This is a genomic window from Pseudomonas sp. GW821-FHT07G06 (assembly GCF_058986625.1).
In genome coordinates this window covers 139,762-159,267 of record NZ_JBYSVW010000012.1, presented here as the reverse complement: position 1 = coordinate 159,267, position 19,506 = coordinate 139,762, and the positions used below count along the sequence as shown (strand labels likewise).

Annotated in this window: 24 protein-coding genes; 12 read left to right on the top strand and 12 right to left on the bottom strand. The window is 61.7% G+C overall.

What is annotated here, in order from left to right; translation table 11 throughout:
• Positions 1-2: 2 nt before the first annotated feature.
• Together AC3WJW_RS20750 and AC3WJW_RS20745 are read right to left on the bottom strand one after the other, a co-directional pair.
• Positions 3-845 (bottom strand): nitrilase family protein, encoded by an 843-nt coding sequence (locus tag AC3WJW_RS20750; protein ID WP_493727182.1) that lies wholly within the window; start codon positions 843-845, stop codon positions 3-5.
• Complete coding sequence (locus tag AC3WJW_RS20745) at positions 842-2,341, bottom strand: purine-cytosine permease family protein (protein WP_493727181.1); 1,500 nt, start codon at positions 2,339-2,341, stop codon at positions 842-844. The genes AC3WJW_RS20750 and AC3WJW_RS20745 overlap by 4 nt, the downstream gene beginning before the upstream one ends.
• Before the next feature lie 199 nt (positions 2,342-2,540).
• Between AC3WJW_RS20745 and AC3WJW_RS20740 the strand changes: the two genes are divergently transcribed.
• Complete coding sequence (locus tag AC3WJW_RS20740) at positions 2,541-3,443, top strand: LysR family transcriptional regulator (protein ID WP_102699179.1); 903 nt, start codon at positions 2,541-2,543, stop codon at positions 3,441-3,443.
• Positions 3,444-3,949: 506 nt separating this feature from the next.
• On the opposite strand, the gene AC3WJW_RS20735 is transcribed toward AC3WJW_RS20740, so the two are convergent.
• Together AC3WJW_RS20735 and ggt are read right to left on the bottom strand one after the other, a co-directional pair.
• Positions 3,950-4,483, bottom strand: a complete 534-nt coding sequence (locus AC3WJW_RS20735) for a cysteine hydrolase family protein (protein WP_493727180.1) — start codon at positions 4,481-4,483, stop codon at positions 3,950-3,952.
• 69 nt (positions 4,484-4,552) lie between these two features.
• Complete coding sequence (ggt, locus tag AC3WJW_RS20730; RefSeq protein ID WP_493727179.1) at positions 4,553-6,280, bottom strand: gamma-glutamyltransferase; 1,728 nt, start codon at positions 6,278-6,280, stop codon at positions 4,553-4,555.
• A 136-nt stretch (positions 6,281-6,416) separates the two neighbouring features.
• On the opposite strand from ggt, the gene AC3WJW_RS20725 reads away from it, so the two are divergent.
• Positions 6,417-6,929: a methylated-DNA--[protein]-cysteine S-methyltransferase gene (locus AC3WJW_RS20725; RefSeq protein WP_104447761.1), complete on the top strand. Its 513-nt coding sequence runs from the start codon at positions 6,417-6,419 to the stop codon at positions 6,927-6,929.
• An 89-nt stretch (positions 6,930-7,018) separates the two neighbouring features.
• Here AC3WJW_RS20725 and AC3WJW_RS20720 read toward each other — a convergent pair whose 3' ends face one another.
• Both AC3WJW_RS20720 and AC3WJW_RS20715 read right to left on the bottom strand, forming a co-directional pair.
• Positions 7,019-7,612, bottom strand: a complete 594-nt coding sequence (locus tag AC3WJW_RS20720) for an NUDIX domain-containing protein (protein WP_102699183.1) — start codon at positions 7,610-7,612, stop codon at positions 7,019-7,021.
• 58 nt (positions 7,613-7,670) lie between these two features.
• Positions 7,671-8,108 (bottom strand): hemerythrin domain-containing protein, encoded by a 438-nt coding sequence (locus AC3WJW_RS20715; protein ID WP_493727178.1) that lies wholly within the window; start codon positions 8,106-8,108, stop codon positions 7,671-7,673.
• A gap of 145 nt (positions 8,109-8,253) precedes the next feature.
• Between AC3WJW_RS20715 and AC3WJW_RS20710 the strand changes: the two genes are divergently transcribed.
• Complete coding sequence (locus AC3WJW_RS20710) at positions 8,254-8,676, top strand: GNAT family N-acetyltransferase (RefSeq protein ID WP_493727177.1); 423 nt, start codon at positions 8,254-8,256, stop codon at positions 8,674-8,676.
• An 85-nt stretch (positions 8,677-8,761) separates the two neighbouring features.
• On the opposite strand, the gene AC3WJW_RS20705 is transcribed toward AC3WJW_RS20710, so the two are convergent.
• Entirely contained in the window at positions 8,762-9,112 is a 351-nt protein-coding gene (locus AC3WJW_RS20705; RefSeq protein ID WP_218483534.1) for a hypothetical protein, read from the bottom strand.
• Positions 9,113-9,260: 148 nt separating this feature from the next.
• Here AC3WJW_RS20705 and AC3WJW_RS20700 point away from each other — a divergent pair, with 148 nt between their 5' ends.
• The 9 genes from AC3WJW_RS20700 to AC3WJW_RS20660 all read left to right on the top strand — a co-directional run bounded on the left by AC3WJW_RS20700 (position 9,261) and on the right by AC3WJW_RS20660 (position 14,249).
• Positions 9,261-9,509, top strand: a complete 249-nt coding sequence (locus AC3WJW_RS20700; protein WP_095966482.1) for a hypothetical protein — start codon at positions 9,261-9,263, stop codon at positions 9,507-9,509.
• 20 nt (positions 9,510-9,529) lie between these two features.
• Positions 9,530-9,859 carry a DUF6388 family protein gene (locus tag AC3WJW_RS20695; protein ID WP_218479025.1) on the top strand — a complete coding sequence of 110 codons (330 nt, stop codon included), beginning with the start codon at positions 9,530-9,532 and terminating at the stop codon, positions 9,857-9,859.
• Positions 9,860-9,884: 25 nt separating this feature from the next.
• The gene (locus AC3WJW_RS20690; protein ID WP_493727176.1) at positions 9,885-10,589 is read left to right on the top strand and encodes a YoaK family protein; all 705 of its coding nucleotides are present in this window, start codon (positions 9,885-9,887) and stop codon (positions 10,587-10,589) included.
• Between the two features lie 187 nt (positions 10,590-10,776).
• Positions 10,777-11,169 (top strand): sulfurtransferase complex subunit TusD, encoded by a 393-nt coding sequence (gene tusD, locus AC3WJW_RS20685; RefSeq protein ID WP_489356515.1) that lies wholly within the window; start codon positions 10,777-10,779, stop codon positions 11,167-11,169.
• A gap of 1 nt (position 11,170) precedes the next feature.
• Positions 11,171-11,533 (top strand): sulfurtransferase complex subunit TusC, encoded by a 363-nt coding sequence (gene tusC / locus AC3WJW_RS20680; protein ID WP_493727175.1) that lies wholly within the window; start codon positions 11,171-11,173, stop codon positions 11,531-11,533.
• On the top strand, positions 11,533-11,826 hold the full coding sequence (gene tusB / locus AC3WJW_RS20675; protein WP_493727174.1) for a sulfurtransferase complex subunit TusB: 294 nt from the start codon (positions 11,533-11,535) through the stop codon (positions 11,824-11,826). The genes tusC and tusB overlap by 1 nt, the downstream gene beginning before the upstream one ends.
• Positions 11,823-12,158: a TusE/DsrC/DsvC family sulfur relay protein gene (locus AC3WJW_RS20670; protein WP_104447769.1), complete on the top strand. Its 336-nt coding sequence runs from the start codon at positions 11,823-11,825 to the stop codon at positions 12,156-12,158. Before tusB ends, AC3WJW_RS20670 begins: the two co-directional genes overlap by 4 nt.
• Positions 12,155-13,156: a glycosyl transferase family protein gene (locus AC3WJW_RS20665; RefSeq protein WP_493727173.1), complete on the top strand. Its 1,002-nt coding sequence runs from the start codon at positions 12,155-12,157 to the stop codon at positions 13,154-13,156. Before AC3WJW_RS20670 ends, AC3WJW_RS20665 begins: the two co-directional genes overlap by 4 nt.
• Positions 13,157-13,247: 91 nt before the next feature.
• Positions 13,248-14,249 carry a glutathione S-transferase family protein gene (locus AC3WJW_RS20660; protein WP_493727172.1) on the top strand — a complete coding sequence of 334 codons (1,002 nt, stop codon included), beginning with the start codon at positions 13,248-13,250 and terminating at the stop codon, positions 14,247-14,249.
• 80 nt (positions 14,250-14,329) lie between these two features.
• Here the strand turns inward: AC3WJW_RS20660 and cysG are convergent, their stop codons facing one another.
• From cysG to lolA, 5 genes are all read right to left on the bottom strand, one after another.
• Positions 14,330-15,724 carry a siroheme synthase CysG gene (cysG, locus tag AC3WJW_RS20655; RefSeq protein ID WP_095966489.1) on the bottom strand — a complete coding sequence of 465 codons (1,395 nt, stop codon included), beginning with the start codon at positions 15,722-15,724 and terminating at the stop codon, positions 14,330-14,332.
• Entirely contained in the window at positions 15,725-17,005 is a 1,281-nt protein-coding gene (serS, locus tag AC3WJW_RS20650) for a serine--tRNA ligase (protein WP_104447773.1), read from the bottom strand. It abuts the gene before it with no gap.
• Between the two features lie 16 nt (positions 17,006-17,021).
• Positions 17,022-17,396 (bottom strand): fluoride efflux transporter CrcB, encoded by a 375-nt coding sequence (gene crcB, locus AC3WJW_RS20645; RefSeq protein WP_102673993.1) that lies wholly within the window; start codon positions 17,394-17,396, stop codon positions 17,022-17,024.
• Positions 17,396-18,718: a replication-associated recombination protein A gene (locus tag AC3WJW_RS20640; protein ID WP_015094400.1), complete on the bottom strand. Its 1,323-nt coding sequence runs from the start codon at positions 18,716-18,718 to the stop codon at positions 17,396-17,398. The genes crcB and AC3WJW_RS20640 overlap by 1 nt, the downstream gene beginning before the upstream one ends.
• A 148-nt stretch (positions 18,719-18,866) precedes the next feature.
• The gene (gene lolA / locus AC3WJW_RS20635) at positions 18,867-19,490 is read right to left on the bottom strand and encodes an outer membrane lipoprotein periplasmic chaperone LolA (RefSeq protein ID WP_008049385.1); all 624 of its coding nucleotides are present in this window, start codon (positions 19,488-19,490) and stop codon (positions 18,867-18,869) included.
• Positions 19,491-19,506 lie beyond the last annotated feature (16 nt).

Here is a 19,506-nt window from a genome sequence, read left to right as displayed (position 1 = left end):
GGTTACAAAGTGCTGTGCAACCCGTACAGCTGTGGCCGGCGGTCCTGATGCAGGTCGTTGCGGGCACTGATGCGCTTGTTGCGCGCTTCGGCGAGGTTCAGCGTCGCCAGCAGGATCTGCTCGCCGCCCTGCTCCGCCGGACCGGCCAAGGGGTAACCGTCGGCATCGACGATGACCGACCCTTGCACCCAGCCGACCCCGCGTTCATGGCCATAGCGATCGCACGCGGCGATGAACATGCGGTTCACCGAGGCATTGGCCTGCACCCGCAACACTTCCGCCGGGCGCTCGGTTTGCGGCCGCGGACCGTCGGGCCAGTTGACCGGCGCGCACAACAGATCGGCGCCGGCCAGCGCCGGAAGACGCACCCACTCAGGGAATTCCAGGTCGTAGCAGATCAGCATGCCGAGCCGTCCATGCAGCGTTTCGACCACCGGCGGCGGCGCATCGCCGGCGGTGAAGATGTCCTTTTCGGCATCCCACAGATGCGCCTTGCGGTACACCGCGCGCAGGCCCTGGGCGTCGATCATCGCCGCGCTGTTGGCCAGCTCATCGTCGGGCAGGCGTTCGCAGAAGCCGCCGACGATCACCAGATCCAGCTCACGGGCCAGGGCCTGCCACAACTGCAAGGTCAGACCGTCAACGGTTTCCGCCAGGCTCAGCGCTTCGTCGCGGTCGGCAAACACATAGCCGCTCTGCACCAGTTCGGGCAACACCACGACCTGCGCCCCCTGAAAGGCCGCCTGGCGAATCGCGCGCTCGGTGAGCGTGCGGTTGTAGGCCAGGTCACCTATTTTCGGTGCCAGTTGGCAACAGGCGACCACGGTATTTTTTGCGTTGTTCAACGCCCTGCCTCCGCAGATGAATGGGTCATGGCGACGATGTCGCTCTCGCTCAGGGCGTCGATCACCCGGCGTTCAGCGGCCAGGTCAATCGAGCGGCTGAGCAGGTAATAGGTCAGCCCCGAGACCACCAGGCCCACCAGCCAGGCGATGTCCACGCCTTCCAGCACCCGCGCCAGCGGGCCGACAAACACCTCTTTGCCGGCGGCGGCATCGAAGATGTAGAAGAACGGCACCATCGCGGCGAAACCGATCAGGTACGAAACGATGCCGCGAAATTGCCAGGCGCCGTAGATGCCCTTCGGCGTGAAGAAATGCGGGATCGCATAGCGGCCCTTGCGCACGAAGAAGTAGTCCACCAGGTTGACGGCGGTCCATGGCACGAGGAAGTACAGCAACAGCACCAGGAAGGTGTTCAACAGCGCGATGCCATCCCCTTTGATCGACAGCACGCAGGTCAACAGAATCACGCTGATCACACTGATCGACAGCACGCGGGCGCGGGGTGTCGGGGTAATTTTCTTTATCGAGTCGACACCGGTCAGCAGCGTCAGCATGGCGCTGTAGGTGTTGAGCGCGATGATCGGCAGGAAGCCCGCCACCGAGACGATCACCAGCAGATTGCCCAACCCCGGCACCATGGAAGAACCGACCTGATTCAACGCCACCAGTGCATCCGCGGCTTTCAACTGCTGCGCCAGCCAGGCGCCGAGGCCGATCATCCAGCTGCCGGACAACGAGGCACCGATGAACACCGCCGCGATCAGTTTCACCCGGCTGGTGTTTTTCGGCAGGTAACGGGAATAGTCGGACACGTAGGGCGCATAGGAAATGTTGTAGCTGGCACCGATGGCGAACAGCGTGGCGAAGGCCACCCAGTTGAAGCCCAGATCGGTCGCCGGCGTGACGCCTTCCTGACCCGCACCGAACATCAGGGCGATGGTCACCAGGGCGTACAGCGGCAAGGTCGCCAGCAAGGCCCACTTGAACGCCTTGTGCATCAGGTCGTGGCCGTAGATCGACAACAGCGCACCGATCAGCACCACGGCCACGGCGACGATGGTCGGGTCTATGCCGAACACATGTTCCAGGCCGTTCATGATCAGCGAGATGTTCACCACGTTGAATCCGACGAACACGAACATCGTCGCCATCAACGCCAGGATCACCCCGCGATAGCCGAACTGGGCGCGGGACTGGATCATCTGCGGCAGGCCCATTTCCGGGCCCTGGGAGCCGTGGAACGCCATGAAAATGGTACCGAACATGATGCCCAGGGCACCGGCGAGCATGGTCCACAGTGCGGACAAGCCGAGGCTCGGGCCGACAAAGCCGATGGAGATGGTGAAGAAATGGAAGTTGCCCAGGAACCAGAACGGCCCCTGGCTGCTGAGTTTGGCGTGACGTTCGTTTTCCGGAATGTAATCGATGGAGTGGCCTTCGATGGCCAATCCGCCACTCGCCTCGGCGGCGCGCGCAGACACTGGGGAACCTGACATACGATTGTTCCTATGCTGGTGTTTGTTGTTTTTGTGGTTACAGCGCTCGCTACGACGTCCAGATCGGGTAAAACTCCAGAAAAAGCTGACGATGACGCTGGTTTCACGGCAATGTAGGGCGTGAATCCGGGCAATAAAATATCGCAGGCACACTGTTCACATAGATCAGCGTCTATGTAATCGAGAATCGGGAGCCCCCATGCTGGGAACTGTTACGGAGCTGGATCTGCGTCTGATCCGGGTATTTCTGACCGTCGTCGAGGCGGGCGGCATCTCGGCGGCGCAAACCGCCCTCAACACCACGCAACCGACGATCAGCGCGCAATTGGCGACGCTGGAAGCGCGGGTCGGCTTCCGTCTGTGCGAGCGCGGGCGTGGCGGGTTTTCCGTCACGCCCAAAGGCACGCAGTTCATCGAGGCGGCCCGACGCTTGCTGGCGGCGGCCGAAGGATTCCGGGTCGAGGTGCAGCACATCAACCGCAAAGTCTCGGGCAGCATCAACATCGGCCTGCTGGGGCAGATCGATCCGGTGGCGAACAAGAAAATCGGCCTGGCCATTGCCCGTTTGCGGGCTCGGCACGAGGGGCTGTACTTCCATTTCACCGAGCTATCGTCGTCCCTGCTGGAAGAGAAAATCATCAACGGCCATATCGACCTGGCCATTGGTTACTTCTGGCACCGCTTGCCCAGCATCGATTATTTCCCGCTGTTCCCGGAAACCCAGATTGCCTACTGCGCGCCCTCGCATCCGCTGTTCGACCAGGTCGGCGCACTGACCCGCGAAGATGTCAGCGGCTTCGACTGGGTCTGGCCGAGCCATCCGTTGCCGGAGATGCCGGCCCCCACCTCCATCGAACGCCTGACCGTGCTCACCGACAGCATGGACGGCGCGGCCTTGCTGATCCTGTCCGGCCAGCACCTGGGGTTTCTGCCGCAACACTACGCGACCCGACATGAACAGCTGGGGCAATTGCACCCGCTGAACCCGGATCTGCTGCGCTATGAGGTGAGCTTTCATGCGGCGGTGCGGCATTCGTCTCGTCAGAAGGACCTGGTGAGTGCGTTCCTCAACGAGCTGATCGAGATTTTCGGAGCGGTGTAGGGCCCTGTGGGAACGGGCTTGCTCGCGAAAGCGGTGTATCAGCCAACATCAATGCTGGCTGTAATGACGCCATCGTGAGCAAGCTCGCTCCCACAGGGGTGGTGGGTGTACGCAACATCTGCCAGCAACCGAAATCACTGTGGGAGCTTGCTCGCGATAGCGGTGGGTCAGCCAACATCAATGCTGGCTGTAATGACGCCATCGCGAGCAAGCTCGCTCCCACAGGGGTTGGTGGGTGTACGCAAAATCTGCCAGCAACCGGGATTACTGTGGGAGCGAGCTTGCTCGCGATAGCGGTGGGTCAGCCAACATCAATGCTGGCTGTAATGACGCCATCGCGAGCGAGCTCGCTCCCACAGGGGTGGTGGGTGTACGCAACATCTGCCAGCAACCGGGATTACTGTGGGAGCGAGCTTGCTCGCGATAGCGGTGGGTCAGCCAACACCGATGCTGGCTGTAATGACGCCATCGCGAGCAAGCTCGCTCCCACGGGGAAATGTGGTGGATTAGAGTTGAATATCTTTGGCCGGGATCACGTCGATCCGCGCCACGGAACCGGTCAGGCGCTTCAGGTCCTTGTTGTGTTCGGCGATGATGTCTTCGGCGGTCTGGTTGCCGTTGTCGACGGTGGAATGTGCGTCGCTCGCCAGCACCACGTCATAACCCAGTGTCAGGGCCTGGCGCACGGTGGTATTGATGCAGTAATCGGTTTGCAGGCCGCAGATGACCAGGCGCTCGAAGTCTTGCACCGGCAACAGTTTTTGCAGGTGGGTCTTGTAGAACGAATCCGGGGTGGTCTTGCGCACGCGATGATCCGTGGGCGAGGTTTGCAACCCTTCGGCCAGTTGCCAGCCGGGAACATCATGCGCCAGCGGGCTGCCCGCTTCTTCGTGCTGGATCAGCACCACGGGCATTTCGGCCTTGCGGGCCCGGGCCGAGAGATCGTTGATCGTATCGATGACTCGTCCAATCTCGAAGCACTCGTACTCTCCGGAACACAAAGCCTGCTGGACGTCGATGATTAACAACGCAGTGGTCATGATTTCCTTCCTTGAACGGTCGATGGTTCAGGGGACGAACATAAGCCCGTCCCCCTCCGGACACAACCCTCAGTAACCCAGCGACAACCCGGTGTTACGCCGTGGGTCGTTCGCCCCGTAGAAACGGTTCTTGCCCACCGGCTTGCCACCCAGGGACGGCGCCCCGACCAGGATCGCCGCCAGGTGGTTGGCGTCCTGTGGACCGGCAAACTTGTGCCCCCAGCTTTCGAGGATCTTCACCGTGTCCGGGCTGGTGGTGAAGGCTTCCAGGTTGGTTTCCTCCGGCAGCCACTGCTGGTGGAAACGCGGTGCATCCACCGCTTCCTGGATGTTCATACCGTAGTCGATCACGTTGAGCATGGTCAGCAAGGTCGCAGTGATGATGCGGCTGCCACCCGGAGTGCCGACCACCATCACCACTTTGCCGTCCTTGGTGACGATGGTCGGGCTCATGGACGACAGCGGCGCCTTGCCGGGTGCGATGGCGTTGGCCTCGCCCTGCACCAGGCCGTACATGTTCGGCACGCCGATTTTCGAGGTGAAGTCGTCCATTTCATCGTTGAGGATGACCCCGGTCTTGCTCGCCATCACGCCCGCGCCGAACCAGTCGTTGAGGGTGTAGGTCACCGACACCGCGTTGCCCCACTTGTCGACGATGGAGTAATGCGTGGTGTTGTTGCCTTCATGGGGCGCTACGCCGGGCTTGAGCTCACTCGATACCGCGGCTTTTTGTGGCTTGATCGCTTCGCGCAGCTTGGTCGCGTAGTTTTTATCCAGCAGGTGGGCAATCGGGTTCTTCACGAAATCCGGATCGCCCAGGTAGCTGTTGCGGTCCACATAGGCGTGGCGCATCGCTTCGATCTGATAGTGCATGCCCTGGGCCGAGTGGTAGCCCAGATCCTTCATTGGATAGCCTTCGAGGATGTTCATGATCTCGCAGATCACCACGCCGCCGGAGCTCGGTGGCGGTGCCGAGACCACGTGGTAGCCACGATAGTCGCACTCGATGGGCGCCAGTTCGCGGGTCTTGTATTTGTCGAGGTCGGCCTGGGTGATGATGCCCTTGTTGGCCTGGCTGGAAGTGACGATGGCGTCGGCCACCCAGCCCTTATAGAAACCGTCGGCGCCTTTCTCGGAGATTTCCCGCAGGGTTTTGCTCAGGTCCTTTTGCACCAGCTTCTGGCCGACCTGCATCGGCTCGCCATTGCTGAGGAAGATCGAGCCGGAATCCTTCATGTCCTTCTTGAACATGTCGGTGGCGTAGTCCAGCAGATCGACATCCCCCTGCTCCAGCACGAAACCGTCTTCGGCCAGCTTGATGGCCGGGGCGATGATTTCCTTGCGCGGCTTGGTGCCGTACTTGGACAGCGCCAGTTCCATGCCCGAAACGGTGCCCGGCACACCCACGGCCAGGTGGCCACGGGTACTCAGATCGGGAACGACGTTGCCGTCCTTGTCCAGGTACATGTTGGCGGTGGCGGCCAGCGGCGCTTTTTCACGGAAGTCGAGGAAGGTCTTGCGCCCGTCCGCCAACTGGATGGTCATGAAACCACCGCCACCGAGGTTGCCAGCCGCGGGATACACCACCGCCAGCGCGTAGCCGACCGCGACCGCTGCGTCGACGGCGTTGCCGCCGTTCTTGAGCACATCCACGCCGACATGGCTGGCCAGGTGCTGGGCGGTGACCACCATGCCGTTTTCCCCCGTCGCCGGGGCCACGGACGCGGCGTGAGCAGTCAGGCAGCTGAGAACCAATGAGGTCGCAATCAGCGATTTGGCAAAAGGTTCGTACTTCATGAGTCGGTCTCTTCTTGTCATTAACCAGGGGAACGCTTCAAAAGCAGTGAGCAAGTATGGTCGGGATTACGTATTGCGCCTCCTCGTCGACACAGTATCCTTAACGCTTGTTCAGCAATTTCCCGCGAGCCCTGGCATGACCTATACCTGCATCACCGTGGTTTCCCCGGTCGGCCAGTTGAAGCTGGTGGCGAACGGTTCGCGACTGGCAGCCATCCTCTGGGAAAACGACAAACCCGGGCGGGTGCGCCTCGGCCCGATGAGCGAGGCGCCGGACAACCCGATCCTGGTGCGTACCGCCGCGCAGCTGCGCGAATATTTTTCCGGCACCCGCGATCGCTTCGAACTGGAACTGGACTTTGCCGGCACGGAATTTCAGAAAAAGGTCTGGGCGGCGCTGCTGACCATCCCGTTCGGCGAGACCCGCAGCTACAGCCAGATCGCCGAACAGATCGGCAACCCGGCGGCGGTCAGGGCGGTGGGTGCGGCGAATGGCAAGAACCCGATTTCGATCGTGGCGCCGTGTCACCGGGTGATTGGTGCGTCGGGCAAGCTCACCGGGTTTGCCGGTGGGCTGGAGGCCAAGGCGTTGTTGCTCACCCTTGAAGGCGGGCAAACGCCCGGCACCGCGCGCCTGCCCGGCTTTTGACCTTGTAGGAGCTGCCGCAGGCTGCGATCTTTTGATCTTGCATTTAAAAGATCAAAAGATCGCAGCCTGCGGCAGCTCCTACGGGGAGATCAGGATTGATTGAAGAGGTTTTTCATCGCCGCATACTGCAACAGCATGATGGTCTTGGCGTCGCAGATCTCGCCACGGTAGAACGCTTCGAGGGCGTCGTCGAACGCCCACTCCAGCACTTCCAGCTCTTCGGTTTCCGCCTCCAGTCCGCCACCGTCGCTGACTTTCGACCTGGCGTCGTACTCGGCAATGAAGAAGTGCAGTTTTTCCGTCACCGAACCGGGGCTCATGTACGCCTCGAACACCTTCTGCACATGGTGCACGCGGTAACCCGTCTCCTCCTCCGCTTCATCGCGGATGCGGTCTTCAGGCGCCGCGCCTTCCAGCAGCCCCGCCGCCACCTCGATCAACAGCCCGTCATGACCGTTGACGAACACCGGCAAGCGAAATTGCCGGGTCAGTACCACGGTTTTCTTTTCGCGGTTGTACAAGAGAATCGCCGCGCCGTTGCCACGGTCGTAGACCTCCCGGACCTGGCGTTGCCACTCTCCGTTGTTGCGTTGGTAATCGAAGGTGATTTTCTTCAGCAGGTACCAGTCGTGGGACAACACCTGGGACTCGAGGATGTTGACCCGCTCGGCTGTGTTCGACATGACAACGCGTCCTGTTAATTTGTCAGAGAGTGCACATGTTAGGTGAAAACCCGCCTCTTCAAGCAAGCTGCGCCTTGTACTCCTTCTCGTATTGCCCGGCCAACGACTCTTTCTGTTTGTCGTCGAGCAGTTTGCCGGCCATCTGGAAGAACTTCTGCTCTTCTTCCTCGAGGTGGTGATGCATCGTCTCCGAGAGCTTCTTCGCGGTCACCAGCCAGGCCGGGCTGGACATTTCGGTGTCATCCAGCGCCTCCATCATTTCGTCCATTTCGTGATGCTCGGCGATGCCATGACGGCTGAGGTCGACCCCGTTGTCGAACTTCATCAGCGGAATGTAGAAATGCCGCTCTTCAGCCGTGGCGTGAGCCTGCAATTCTGACTTGAGTTGCTTGTACGCCTCGACCCGCTCAGGCGTATCGCCGCTGGTATGGATCAGCGCCTTGGCATAGGTCCGTTGGCGTTCGTGGCTTTCGCGCAAGGCTTCAAAAATGTTCACGGGGCGTTGTCCTCATCAGCGGCGCCTGGAGTGACGCGTCTTAAGGAATGACAGCTGTGCGTTGGCGACGGTTCAACTTTCCCGGGGATGGAACAATCACAGCAACCGGGATAGGCTGCGGCTTCACTGCCATAAGGATATAGCCATGAACCTGCGTATCGAACTGTCGCAAAACCCCACGGAAGAACAACGCCAGGCCATCCTCAAACCCTTGCGCGCCTACAATGGCTCGAAGGCCGAAGGCAACGTGCCTGAGCACATCGCCTTGCTGGTGCGCGACGACAACGACGAGATCCTCGGTGGCCTGCATGGCCGATTGTTTTACCAGTGGTTGTACATCGACTTGCTGGTGGTGCCGGAAGAGGCCCGGGGACAGGGCCTGGGCTCGAAACTGATGCAGATGGCCGAGGACCTGGCGCGGGAACGGCATTGCGTCGGGTTGTGGCTCGACACCTTCGAATTCCAGGCGCCGGAGTTCTACAAGAAGTGCGGCTACAGCGAGATCGGGCACATTGCCGATTACCCGCCGGGCCACAAGCACTTCTTCTTCCAGAAGCGCCTGAGCTAAAAGATCGCAGCCTGCGGCAGCTCCTACAGAGGACGCGAAACCTGTAGGAGCTGCCGCAGGCTGCGATCTTTTGATCCTGATTTGCCTACAGGCAAGTCGCCAACGCCGCCAAGCGGCGCTTGGCCACGAAATCATCCTTCTGCGCGTAGTAGCTCAACACCGTGCCCGAGGCATCGGTGGTCACGTCGACGAAGGACTCCGCCGAACGGGTATAAACGGTCGTGCCGCCCTTCTCGCCAGGCTCCAGATAGGCGGCGGCATCCACGCCGAACACGGCCTCGTCCTGCCAGGAAAACTGCACGCACTGGGCGACGTCCTTTCCCGGTTTATCCGAGTTCAGGGTCTTGTACGGGGCCTTGGTGCGGGCGTCGTTCATCGCCGAGCCGGCGCATCCGGCCAGCAACGTCACGGCCAGCGCCACCATCAGAATTCGCATTGCATTCACTCATCGGGAAAAAGCGGACTTTATCACCCCGGCAGCCCGTATCGTTCTGCTTTACTGCATTTATACCGCGACAGCGCACAACGATTCGCGCACCCTGTCGCGCCAATAACGCCCCATCGCACCCCTGACTGGAAATCTGATGACACCTAATGCCGAGTTCTACAAACCGAGCACTGAATATGCCGACAAGCTGATCAGCCAGATCGGGCAGACGCCGTCCTGGATCGCCAAGCGAATCGGCGTCACCGACAAGCGGATTCGCTACATCCTCGACGGCGAAAGAACCGTCAAAGGCGAAACCACGCCGATCCAGATGACCTACACCGAGCAGTTTGCCCTCGAATGCCTGGCGGCAGCGGCCAAGGCCAGCAAGCAGCAATCCTCGTAATCCGTTTTCAAGGAGCGACCATGGCGGCAACCGAGCAGCAACATGAACAGGCACTGAAGCGGTTTCTCGACGAACGCCCCGAATTGCGCTACGACCTCGACAACCTCAACCCGTTGCAGGCCCAGGCCAAGGGTGAAACCCCGGCGCAGTACCGCGACGAACGCTTGCACGAAGCCTTCGAAGCCGAGGCGGAACGGCAAGGATTGTTCGCCTGGGAGCTGACGCTGCAACTGACGGCTGCTACGGCCGAAGACTACGAAGCGCAGCGCCTGGAAGTGCACCGGGAAGTGGCGGAAATGGCCGGTATGGACTGGCTGGAGTATTGCGAGTTGAATGGGATAAAACCCTAAGCACCGTTCAAGGATGCCGTCGCCAATGCTGCCCAACACCGCCAGGACCCACGCCAGCCCCGGTCACTTGCACACGCAGAAATGGCGCGGGCGCATAGGCCTGAGCCTGGTGGCCATGCTCTCGGTACTCGCCGGCATGACCGACGCCATCGGCTTCATGGCCAGCGGCGACTTCGTCTCGTTCATGAGCGGCAACACCACCCGGATGGCTGTCGCCATCAGCACGGGCGACCTTGGCTTGACCCTGCGCCTGGTGATCCTCGTCGCGACCTTCATCATCGGCAACGCCCTGGGCATTATCGTCAGCCGCCTGGGTGGCCGTCGGGCCCTGCCACTGCTGTTGTGCATCGCCACCCTGCTGTGCGCCGCCGCGGCCTGGCCTTACGACGCGCAACTGCCGGCCCTGCTGGCGGCGATCATCGCAATGGGCATGCTCAACGCCGCGGTGGAAGAAGTGAACGGCCTGCCGGTAGGACTGACCTACGTCACCGGTGCCCTGTCGCGTTTCGGCCGCGGACTGGGCCGCTGGATGCTCGGCGAGCGCCGTAACGGCTGGCGCGTGCAACTGATTCCCTGGACCGGCATGTTCGCCGGCGCGGTACTCGGTGCCGTGCTGGAACATCACCTGGGACTCAAGGCGTTGTTTGCCAGTGGCCTGCTGGCTGCCGCGCTCGGGCTGTTGTCGCTGAAGATCCCGCGACGCTGGCAGTTGGGGTACATGCCGCGCTGACACCTCAACCCCCTGTAGGAGCTGCCGCAGGCTGCGATCTTTTGATCTTGTTTTTAAAAAATCAAAGTCAAAAGATCGCAGCCTGCGGCAGCTCCTACAGGGGGGTTTGCGGGGATATGGCAGGTTACTTTCGCCGCCCTGCCGATAAAGCATTATCATGGCCGCAGTTTCGCTGATCGAGTCTGTCATGAAGTTCGCCATCGCCGTGTTTTCCGCCGCCCATGCGCCCTCCTCGCGCCGCGCCCTGCTGTTCGCCCAAGCGGCGCTGGCCGGCGGGCATGAGATCGTCCGGCTGTTTTTCTATCAGGACGGTGTCTACAACGCGTCCGCCAGCGTGGTCACGCCCCAGGATGAACTGGACTTGCCCAAGCAATGGCGCGCCTTTGTCAGCGACCATCAACTCGATGGCGTGGTGTGCATCGCCGCCGCCCTGCGCCGTGGTGTCTTGAATGAAGAAGAAGCCCGGCGTTATCAGCGCGAGGCCGTTGCCGTCGGTGCGCCGTGGGAATTGTCCGGCCTCGGCCAATTGCATGACGCGGCGCAGGATGCCGACCGCCTGATCTGTTTCGGAGGCGCATGACATGGCCAGATCCATATTGATCATCAGCCGCCAGTCGCCATGGTCCGGCCCGGGCGCGCGGGAAGCGCTGGATATCGTGCTGGCCGGCGGCGCCTTCGATCTGCCGATTGGCTTGTTGTTTCTCGATGACGGCGTGTTCCAGCTGGCCGCCGGTCAAAACGCCAGGACCTTGCAACAGAAAGACCTGAGCGCCAACCTGCAAGCCCTGCCGCTGTTCGGTGTCGAGGAACTGTTTGCCTGTGGCGACAGCATCACCCGGCGCGGTCTCGACCCGAGCGGCCTGGTGCTGGAAGAAGCCCGGGTGTTGGCCGCCCACGAAATCACCGCCCTCATTGACCGTTACGACCAGGTGATCACCCTCTGATGTCGACTTTGCATGTGTTGTCTCACTCCCCGTTCGGTGACGAACGCCTGACCAGTTGCCTGCGCGTGATCGGCGCCAACGACGGCTTGCTGCTGTCCGGCGATGCCGCCTATGCCCTGCAGCCAGGCACCGCGCCTTTCACGGCACTCAGCACCGGCGGCCTGAAACTGTTCGTCCTGGCCGAAGATGCCCAGGCCCGAGCGTTGGTGGTTCCGGACTGGGCCCGGGCCATCGATTACCCGGCCTTCGTCGAACTGTCGATTCACTATGACAAGGTCAACAGCTGGCTATGAATGCATTGACGGTCGGCGCCCGCGCCATCGAGCTGGACAAGGACGGCTTCCTGGTCGAACTGAATGACTGGTCTGCCGATGTGGCCAGTGCCCTGGCGGCTGCCGAAGACATCGAGTTGACGCCCGAACACTGGGAAGTCCTCGACCTGCTGCGCAGTTTCTACGCCGAGTTCCAGCTGTCACCGGCCACCCGCCCGTTGATCAAGTACACCGCATTGAAACTCGGCCCGGAAAAAGGCAACAGCCTGCACCTGAACCGACTGTTCAAAGGCACCCCCGCCAAACTCGCCGCGAAGCTGGCGGGCCTGCCCAAACCGACGAATTGCTTATGACCGATTACCCAGCACTGACCCTCGAAACGCCCGCCGAGCACCCGTTCGCGCAATTCGTGCGGATCCTTGGCAAAGGCAAGCGCGGCGCCCGCGACCTGACCCGGGTCGAAGCCCGCAAAGCCATGGGCATGGTGCTCGATGAAAGGATCGAGGAAACCCAGCTCGGCGCATTCCTGATGCTGTTGCGGCACAAGGAAGAAAGCGCCGAGGAAATGGCCGGATTCACTGAAGCCTTGCGCGAACGCCTGAACCCTCCGGCGCTGGCGGTGGACCTGGACTGGCCGACCTACGCCGGCAAGAAGCGGCACTTGCCGTGGTACCTGTTGGCAGCCAAGTGCCTGGCGCAAAACGGCGTGCGGATTTTCATGCACGGCGGCGGCGCCCACACGGCCGGTCGCCTGTACAGCGAACAACTGCTGGGTGAATTGAACATCCCGCTGTGCCGCAACTGGCAACAGGTGGGTTCGGCACTGGATAACGGTGGCCTGGCCTTCATGCCATTGATGGACTGGGCACCGCAGCTGCAACGGATGATCGACCTGCGCAACACCCTCGGCCTGCGCTCGCCGATCCACTCGCTGGCACGGATTCTCAATCCGTTGGGCGCGCGTTGCGGCCTGCAGAGCATTTTCCACCCCGGCTATCAGGCCGTGCATCGCGATGCCAGCGGCTTGCTTGGCGATACCGCGATTGTGATCAAGGGCGATGGCGGCGAGATCGAGATCAACCCGGACGCCGACAGCCATCTGTACGGCACCACCGGCGGTGAGAGTTGGGACGAGGAATGGCCGCAGTTGTCGGCGCAGCGTCACGTCAAACCCGCCTCGCTCGATCCCGAGCACCTGAAAGCGGTATGGCGTGGCGACGTGGTCGACAGCTACCCGCAAATGGCCCTGATCTCGACCATGGCCCTGGCCCTGCGTGGACTCGGCCAGAGCCGCGAACAGGCCTTTGAAACCGCCGGGCAATACTGGGCCGCGCGCAACAAATCGATTTAACCGATCATTCGCGCCCGATCTTTGCGCTTTTTGTTCGAACCCATGGGAATAGACTCGACTCCAACGAATATTGGCTTCTGGAGTCTTGAACATGGGTTTGTTAGTCGATGGCCGCTGGCAGGACAAATGGTACGAAAGCAGCAAGGATGGCGCGTTCCAGCGTGAACAGGCGCAGCGTCGGCACTGGCTGACCGCAGACGGCAAGCCGGGACCGACGGGCATCGGCGGGTTTGCCGCAGAACCCGGTCGCTATCACCTGTACGTGTCCCTGGCCTGTCCGTGGGCCCACCGCACGCTGATCCTGCGCAAACTCAAAGGCCTCGAAAGCCTGATCGACGTTTCGGTGGTCAGTTGGCTGATGCTGGAAAACGGCTGGACCTTCGACAAAGCCCTCGGCTCCACCGGCGACAAGCTCGATCACTTCGACTTCATGCACCAGCGCTACACCGCCGATACCGCTGACTACACCGGCCGCGTCACCGTACCGGTGCTGTGGGACAAACAGCACAAACGCATCGTCAACAATGAATCATCGGAAATCATCCGCATGTTCAATGGTGCCTTCGACGATCTGACCGGTAACGACCTGGACTTCTACCCGGCGCCGCTGCGTGGTGAGATCGATGCGTTGAACGAGCGGATTTATCCGGCGGTGAACAATGGCGTGTACCGCGCCGGGTTTGCCACGTCGCAACAGGCTTACGAACAAGCCTTCGATGAGGTGTTTGCCGAACTGGACCGCCTGGAGCTGCTGCTGGGCGCCAACCGCTATCTGGCTGGCGAATACCTGACCGAAGCGGACATCCGCCTGTTCACTACGCTGATTCGCTTCGATGCGGTGTACTACGGGCACTTCAAGTGCAACCTGCGGCGGATTGCGGATTATCCGAACCTGTCGAACTGGCTGCGGGAGATCTATCAGTGGCCAGGGATTGCCGAGACGGTGGATTTTGAACACATCAAGAACCATTACTACGCCAGCCACCGCACCATCAACCCGACGGGTGTGGTGCCAAAAGGGCCGGCGCAGGACTTTACCGTGGCCCATGACCGGGAGCGGTTGAGTGGGAAAGGGGTTTGGAAAAAGAGCTAAAAGCAAAAGATCGCAGCCTTCGGCAGCTCTTGTAGGAGCTGCCGAAGGCTGCGATCTTTTCGCAACAGCCAACACAGAAATCAGACCTGCCCCTGAGCCCCTTCAAACCACGCCAGCTTCTCGCGCAGTTGCACCACTTCACCGACGATCACCAGCGTCGGCGCATGCACTTCATGCTCCGCCACCAATCGTGGCAAGTCGGCCAGGGTTCCGGTGAAGACGCGCTGATTGACCGTGGTGCCCTGCTGGATCAACGCCGCCGGGGTATCAGCACCGCGACCGTGCTTGATCAGCTGCTCGCAGATGATCGGCAAGCCCACCAGGCCCATGTAGAACACCAGCGTCTGTGCCGGCGCGACCAGATCGGCCCATGGCAAATCGGTTGAGCCGTCCTTCAGGTGCCCGGTGACAAAGCGTACCGATTGCGCGTAATCGCGGTGGGTCAGCGGAATCCCGGCATAGGCCGCGCAACCACTGGCCGCCGTGATCCCCGGCACGACCTGGAACGGGATGCCATGGGCCGCCAGCTCTTCGATCTCCTCACCGCCACGACCGAAGATGAACGGATCGCCGCCCTTCAGACGTACTACACGCTTGCCCTGTTTGGCCAGATCGACCAATTGCTGGTTGATCTGATCCTGCGGCACCGCGTGATCGGCACGGCGCTTGCCGACGTAGACCCGCTCGGCGTCGCGACGGCACAGTTCGAGAATCGCCGGCGCCACCAGACGGTCGTACAGCACCACGTCGGCTTGCTGCATCAGACGCAGTGCCTTGAACGTCAGCAGATCGGGATCACCTGGCCCTGCGCCCACCAGATAGACCTCACCGGTCGCCACGGGAGCTTCGCCATCGATTTTCGCCTGGAGCAAGCGCTCGGCTTCAGCGCCCTGCCCGGCCAGTTGCCGATCGGCAACCGGGCCCTGGAAAACATCTTCCCAGAATGCCCGACGCTGCTGCACATCCGGAAACAGGCCTTTGACCTGATGACGAAAACGCGCCGCCAGACCGGCCAGTTGACCGTAGGTGGAAGGAATCCAGGTTTCGATCTTGGCGCGGATCAAGCGTGCCAGCACCGGCGCATCGCCACCGCTGGACACGGCAATGATCAATGGCGAGCGGTCGACGATGGCCGGGAAGATCACGCTGCACAGGGCCGGCGCATCCACCACGTTGACCGGCACGCAACGCCGATGGGCATCGGCGGAGACTTGTGCATTCAGCGCTTCGTCGTCGGTGGCGGCAATGATCAGCCCGCAACCGTCCAGATCCGCTTCGGCGTAGCCACGCAACAGGCACTCGCCACCGCTGCCGGCAACCAGTTCGCGCAGTTGTGCTTCGATTTCAGGTGCAACCACCCGCAGCTGCGCACCGGCATCGGCCAGCAGGCGGGATTTGCGCAAGGCAATTTCCCCCCCACCGACGACCAACACACGACTGCCGCGAAGGTTGTGAAACAGCGGCAGATATTTCATTTAGCCGATGACCTCAAGGCCACCCATGTACGGCTTGAGAACCTCGGGCACACGGATCGAACCGTCGGCCTGCTGATAGTTCTCCAGCACCGCCACCAGGGTGCGACCCACTGCCAGGCCGGAGCCGTTCAGGGTGTGTACCAGTTCCGGCTTGCCGGTTTCCGGGTTGCGGAAGCGCGCCTGCATGCGGCGGGCCTGGAAGTCGCCACAGTTGGAGCACGACGAGATTTCGCGGTACTTGTCCTGGCTCGGGATCCACACTTCCAGGTCGTAGGTCTTGACCGCGCTGAAGCCCATGTCGCCGGTGCACAGCGCCAGGGTGCGGTAAGGCAGTTCCAGCAGTTGCAGGACTTTCTCGGCGTTGGCAGTCAGGCCTTCCAGCGCTTCCATCGATTTCGACGGCTCGACGATCTGCACCATTTCAACCTTGTCGAACTGGTGTTGACGGATCATGCCGCGGGTGTCGCGGCCCGAAGCGCCGGCTTCACTGCGGAAGCACGGGGTGTGGGCGACGAACTTGATCGGCAGCAGTTTCGAGTCGACGATTTCGCCGGCGACGATGTTGGTCAGCGACACTTCGGCGGTCGGGATCAGGTACAGGTCGGCCTCGCCTTCGCGGGCGATCTTGAACAGGTCTTCCTCGAACTTCGGCAGCTGGCCGGTGCCTTGCAGCGCCGGAGCCTGGACAAGGTAAGGCGTGTAGGCCTCTTCATAGCCGTGCTCGGTGACGTGCAGGTTGATCATGAACTGCGCCAGGGCGCGGTGCAGACGGGCGATCGGGCCACGCAGCAGGGCGAAACGGGCGCCGGACAGCTTGGCGGCGGTTTCGAAGTCCAGCCAGCCGAACTTCTCGCCCAGGGCCACGTGGTCCTGAACCGGGAAATCGAAGGCAGTCGGGGTGCCCCAACGGCGCACTTCGACGTTGCCTTCTTCGTCTTCGCCAACCGGCACGGATTCGTGCGGCAGGTTGGGAATACCCAGCAGGATCGAGTCCAGCTCGGTCTGGATCGCGTCCAGTTCGACTTTACCGGCGCTCAATTCGCCCGCCATGCGCTCGACGTCCGCCATCAGCGGCGCGATGTCTTCGCCGCGCTGCTTGGCCTGACCGATGGATTTGGAACGCGCGTTACGCTCAGCCTGCAGTGCTTCGGTGCGGGTCTGGACGGTCTTGCGCTGTTCTTCCAGCGCTTCGATGCGCGCAACATCCAGCACAAAGCCACGGGATGCCAGGCGGTCCGCTACGTCCTGAAGGTTGCTACGTAACAGTTTGGAATCGAGCATGTCGGTTTCTCGTTTATCAAAGTTTGGTCAAGGACAGGCCGGCCCAGGTGGCAAGCAGCCCGCCGAATACGCTGAGCGCCGCATAGCCCAGGGCCAGCGGCACTTGCCCGCTTTCCAGCAGGCGCACCGTATCCAGTGAAAAGGATGAAAAAGTCGTCAGCCCCCCGAGGAAGCCGACCATCAACCCGGCGCGCACCTCGATGGGCACCTCCGGGCGTATCAAAAACAGACCGTATAGAACGCCGATCAGCAAACAGCCCACGATATTAACGGCCAGCGTCGCGGTATAGAAGTGCCGCGGCCAATTCGCGTTGATCCAGTTACCCGTGGCAAAGCGCAACAGCGTGCCGGCCATCCCGCCAGCGGAAACCGCAACGATCAAGGGAAGCACTATTTTCTCCGCTGCCGGGGGCTTAAACGGTCGAGTTTTGCCAGGTGGTTGAGTTTTTCGCCGATCTTCAACTCCAGGCCACGGGGCACGGGCTGATAGAACGGAATCGGGTCGAGTTCTTCGGGGAAATAGTCTTCCCCGGCGGCATAGGCATCAGGTTCGTCGTGGGCATAGCGGTATTCGTCGCCATAGCCCAACTGCTTCATCAGTTTGGTCGGCGCATTGCGCAGGTGCAGCGGCACCTCCAGCGAGCCGTGTTCGGCGGCGGCGCGCAGCGCGGTCTTGAAGCCCATGTACACCGCGTTGCTTTTCGGCGCGCAGGCCAGATAGGTGATGGCCTGGGCCACCGCCAGCTCGCCTTCCGGGCTGCCGAGACGCTCCTGCACTTCCCAGGCCGCCAGGCACAGGCTCAGGGCACGCGGGTCGGCGTTGCCGATGTCTTCGCTGGCCATGCGCACCACGCGCCGGGCCAGGTACAGCGGGTCGCAACCGCCGTCGATCATGCGCGCGAACCAGTACAGCGCGCCGTCGGGGTTGGAGCCGCGCACCGATTTGTGCAGCGCGGATATCTGGTCGTAGAACGCTTCGCCACCCTTGTCGAAGCGACGACGGGTGTCGCCGAGCAGGCTTTGCAGGAGCTCGGTGCCGATTTCGCTGTTGTCTTCGGCCAGGTCCGAGGCGTTTTCCAGCAGGTTGAGCAGGCGTCGACCATCGCCGTCCGCGGCCGACAGCAGCATCTGGAAGCCTTCATCGCTGAGGGTCAGGTTGCGCTTGCCCAGGCCCCGCTCTTCGGTCAGCGCGCGCTGCACCAGTTTGCGCAGGGCCGCTTCGTCGAGGCTTTTCAGCACGTAGACGCGGGCGCGGGAGAGCAAGGCGTTGTTGAGTTCGAACGAAGGGTTTTCCGTGGTCGCGCCGATGAAAATCAGCGTGCCGTCCTCGACATAAGGCAGAAACGCGTCCTGCTGGGACTTGTTGAAACGATGCACTTCGTCGACGAACAGAATGGTGCGGCGGCCGTACTGTGCGGCCTGCTGCTTGGCGATTTCCACCGCCTGACGGATCTCCTTGACCCCGGCCAGCACCGCCGAGACCGTTTCGAAGTGTGCATCCGAGACTTCCGCGAGCAATCGCGCCAGGGTGGTTTTGCCCACGCCCGGCGGCCCCCAGAAAATCATCGAATGCAGGGCACCCTGCTCCAGCGCTTCGCGCAAGGGCTTGCCGCGAGCGAGCACGTGTTCCTGACCGACGTACTCGTCCAGATTGGCCGCGCGCAGGCGGGCGGCCAAGGGCTGGGCGATGGGGGTGCTGCGAAACAGATCCATGACTAGCTATGAAACCTCACTGGTTCTCTATCCCTTGTAGGAGCGAGCCTGCTCGCGATGGACGTTAACGATAACGCTGGCAGCCTGACACCCAGCGGTGTCCTTGAGCCCATCGCGAGCAGGCTCGCTCCTACAGGGGTTCTGCGTTTTATTCCTGGATTACATCGGCACCCTTGGGGATGTCGAACTTGAATTTGGACGCCGGGATCGGCTCGTTGGCCTTCACCCCGGTGAACAGGATATTGGTGCGCTGGCCGACACTGTCGATCAGTTGCATGTCGTTGACCAGACCATTGCGGAACGACAGGCGCAGGCTGTCGAACAGGGTGTCCTTGGTTTTCGGCTTCAGGGTGAAGTCGATCACGCCGCCGGCTTCCTTGGCGCTGATGTCGAAGCTCTGGCTGATCTTGGACACGTCACCGGACAGCAGCAAGGCTGGCGTCTGGGTCAGGCGCTGGTCGAGGTTCTTGATGGTGGCCTGTTCCAGGTCCGGGTCCCACAGGGTGACTTTCTTGCCATCGGAGATCATGGTCTGCTCGGCCGGCGCATCGGTGTGCCAGTAGAACAGGCCCGGACGCTGCAGGGACATCTCGCCGGCGGTTTCCTGCAACTGGGTGCCGGTGCCATCAAGGGTCAGTTGCGAGAAACGCGCCGTCAGGGTCTGGGATTTTTCCAGCAGTTGGGTCAGGCGTGCCACGTCCTTGTCATCGGCGTTAGCCTGGAGCGTGGTCAAAGCCAGAACCGGCAGCAACAGCATGCGGATCAGACGCATGGGAGTCCTCATAACA

What these genes read in the sequence shown, in the direction of transcription:
- tusC (WP_493727175.1), top strand. Translation starts at nt 11,171, where the DNA reads ATGGCCAGATCCATATTGATCATCAGCCGCCAGTCGCCATGGTCCGGC.
- AC3WJW_RS20705 (WP_218483534.1), bottom strand. Translation starts at nt 9,112, where the DNA reads ATGCGAATTCTGATGGTGGCGCTGGCCGTGACGTTGCTGGCCGGATGC.
- AC3WJW_RS20670 (WP_104447769.1), top strand. Translation starts at nt 11,823, where the DNA reads ATGAATGCATTGACGGTCGGCGCCCGCGCCATCGAGCTGGACAAGGAC.
- cysG (WP_095966489.1), bottom strand. Translation starts at nt 15,724, where the DNA reads ATGAAATATCTGCCGCTGTTTCACAACCTTCGCGGCAGTCGTGTGTTG.
- AC3WJW_RS20725 (WP_104447761.1), top strand. Translation starts at nt 6,417, where the DNA reads ATGACCTATACCTGCATCACCGTGGTTTCCCCGGTCGGCCAGTTGAAG.
- AC3WJW_RS20710 (WP_493727177.1), top strand. Translation starts at nt 8,254, where the DNA reads ATGAACCTGCGTATCGAACTGTCGCAAAACCCCACGGAAGAACAACGC.
- AC3WJW_RS20690 (WP_493727176.1), top strand. Translation starts at nt 9,885, where the DNA reads ATGCTGCCCAACACCGCCAGGACCCACGCCAGCCCCGGTCACTTGCAC.
- AC3WJW_RS20665 (WP_493727173.1), top strand. Translation starts at nt 12,155, where the DNA reads ATGACCGATTACCCAGCACTGACCCTCGAAACGCCCGCCGAGCACCCG.
- AC3WJW_RS20700 (WP_095966482.1), top strand. Translation starts at nt 9,261, where the DNA reads ATGACACCTAATGCCGAGTTCTACAAACCGAGCACTGAATATGCCGAC.
- AC3WJW_RS20735 (WP_493727180.1), bottom strand. Translation starts at nt 4,483, where the DNA reads ATGACCACTGCGTTGTTAATCATCGACGTCCAGCAGGCTTTGTGTTCC.
- tusD (WP_489356515.1), top strand. Translation starts at nt 10,777, where the DNA reads ATGAAGTTCGCCATCGCCGTGTTTTCCGCCGCCCATGCGCCCTCCTCG.
- AC3WJW_RS20660 (WP_493727172.1), top strand. Translation starts at nt 13,248, where the DNA reads ATGGGTTTGTTAGTCGATGGCCGCTGGCAGGACAAATGGTACGAAAGC.
- AC3WJW_RS20695 (WP_218479025.1), top strand. Translation starts at nt 9,530, where the DNA reads ATGGCGGCAACCGAGCAGCAACATGAACAGGCACTGAAGCGGTTTCTC.
- serS (WP_104447773.1), bottom strand. Translation starts at nt 17,005, where the DNA reads ATGCTCGATTCCAAACTGTTACGTAGCAACCTTCAGGACGTAGCGGAC.
- AC3WJW_RS20740 (WP_102699179.1), top strand. Translation starts at nt 2,541, where the DNA reads ATGCTGGGAACTGTTACGGAGCTGGATCTGCGTCTGATCCGGGTATTT.
- AC3WJW_RS20720 (WP_102699183.1), bottom strand. Translation starts at nt 7,612, where the DNA reads ATGTCGAACACAGCCGAGCGGGTCAACATCCTCGAGTCCCAGGTGTTG.
- AC3WJW_RS20640 (WP_015094400.1), bottom strand. Translation starts at nt 18,718, where the DNA reads ATGGATCTGTTTCGCAGCACCCCCATCGCCCAGCCCTTGGCCGCCCGC.
- ggt (WP_493727179.1), bottom strand. Translation starts at nt 6,280, where the DNA reads ATGAAGTACGAACCTTTTGCCAAATCGCTGATTGCGACCTCATTGGTT.
- lolA (WP_008049385.1), bottom strand. Translation starts at nt 19,490, where the DNA reads ATGCGTCTGATCCGCATGCTGTTGCTGCCGGTTCTGGCTTTGACCACG.
- AC3WJW_RS20745 (WP_493727181.1), bottom strand. Translation starts at nt 2,341, where the DNA reads ATGTCAGGTTCCCCAGTGTCTGCGCGCGCCGCCGAGGCGAGTGGCGGA.
- tusB (WP_493727174.1), top strand. Translation starts at nt 11,533, where the DNA reads ATGTCGACTTTGCATGTGTTGTCTCACTCCCCGTTCGGTGACGAACGC.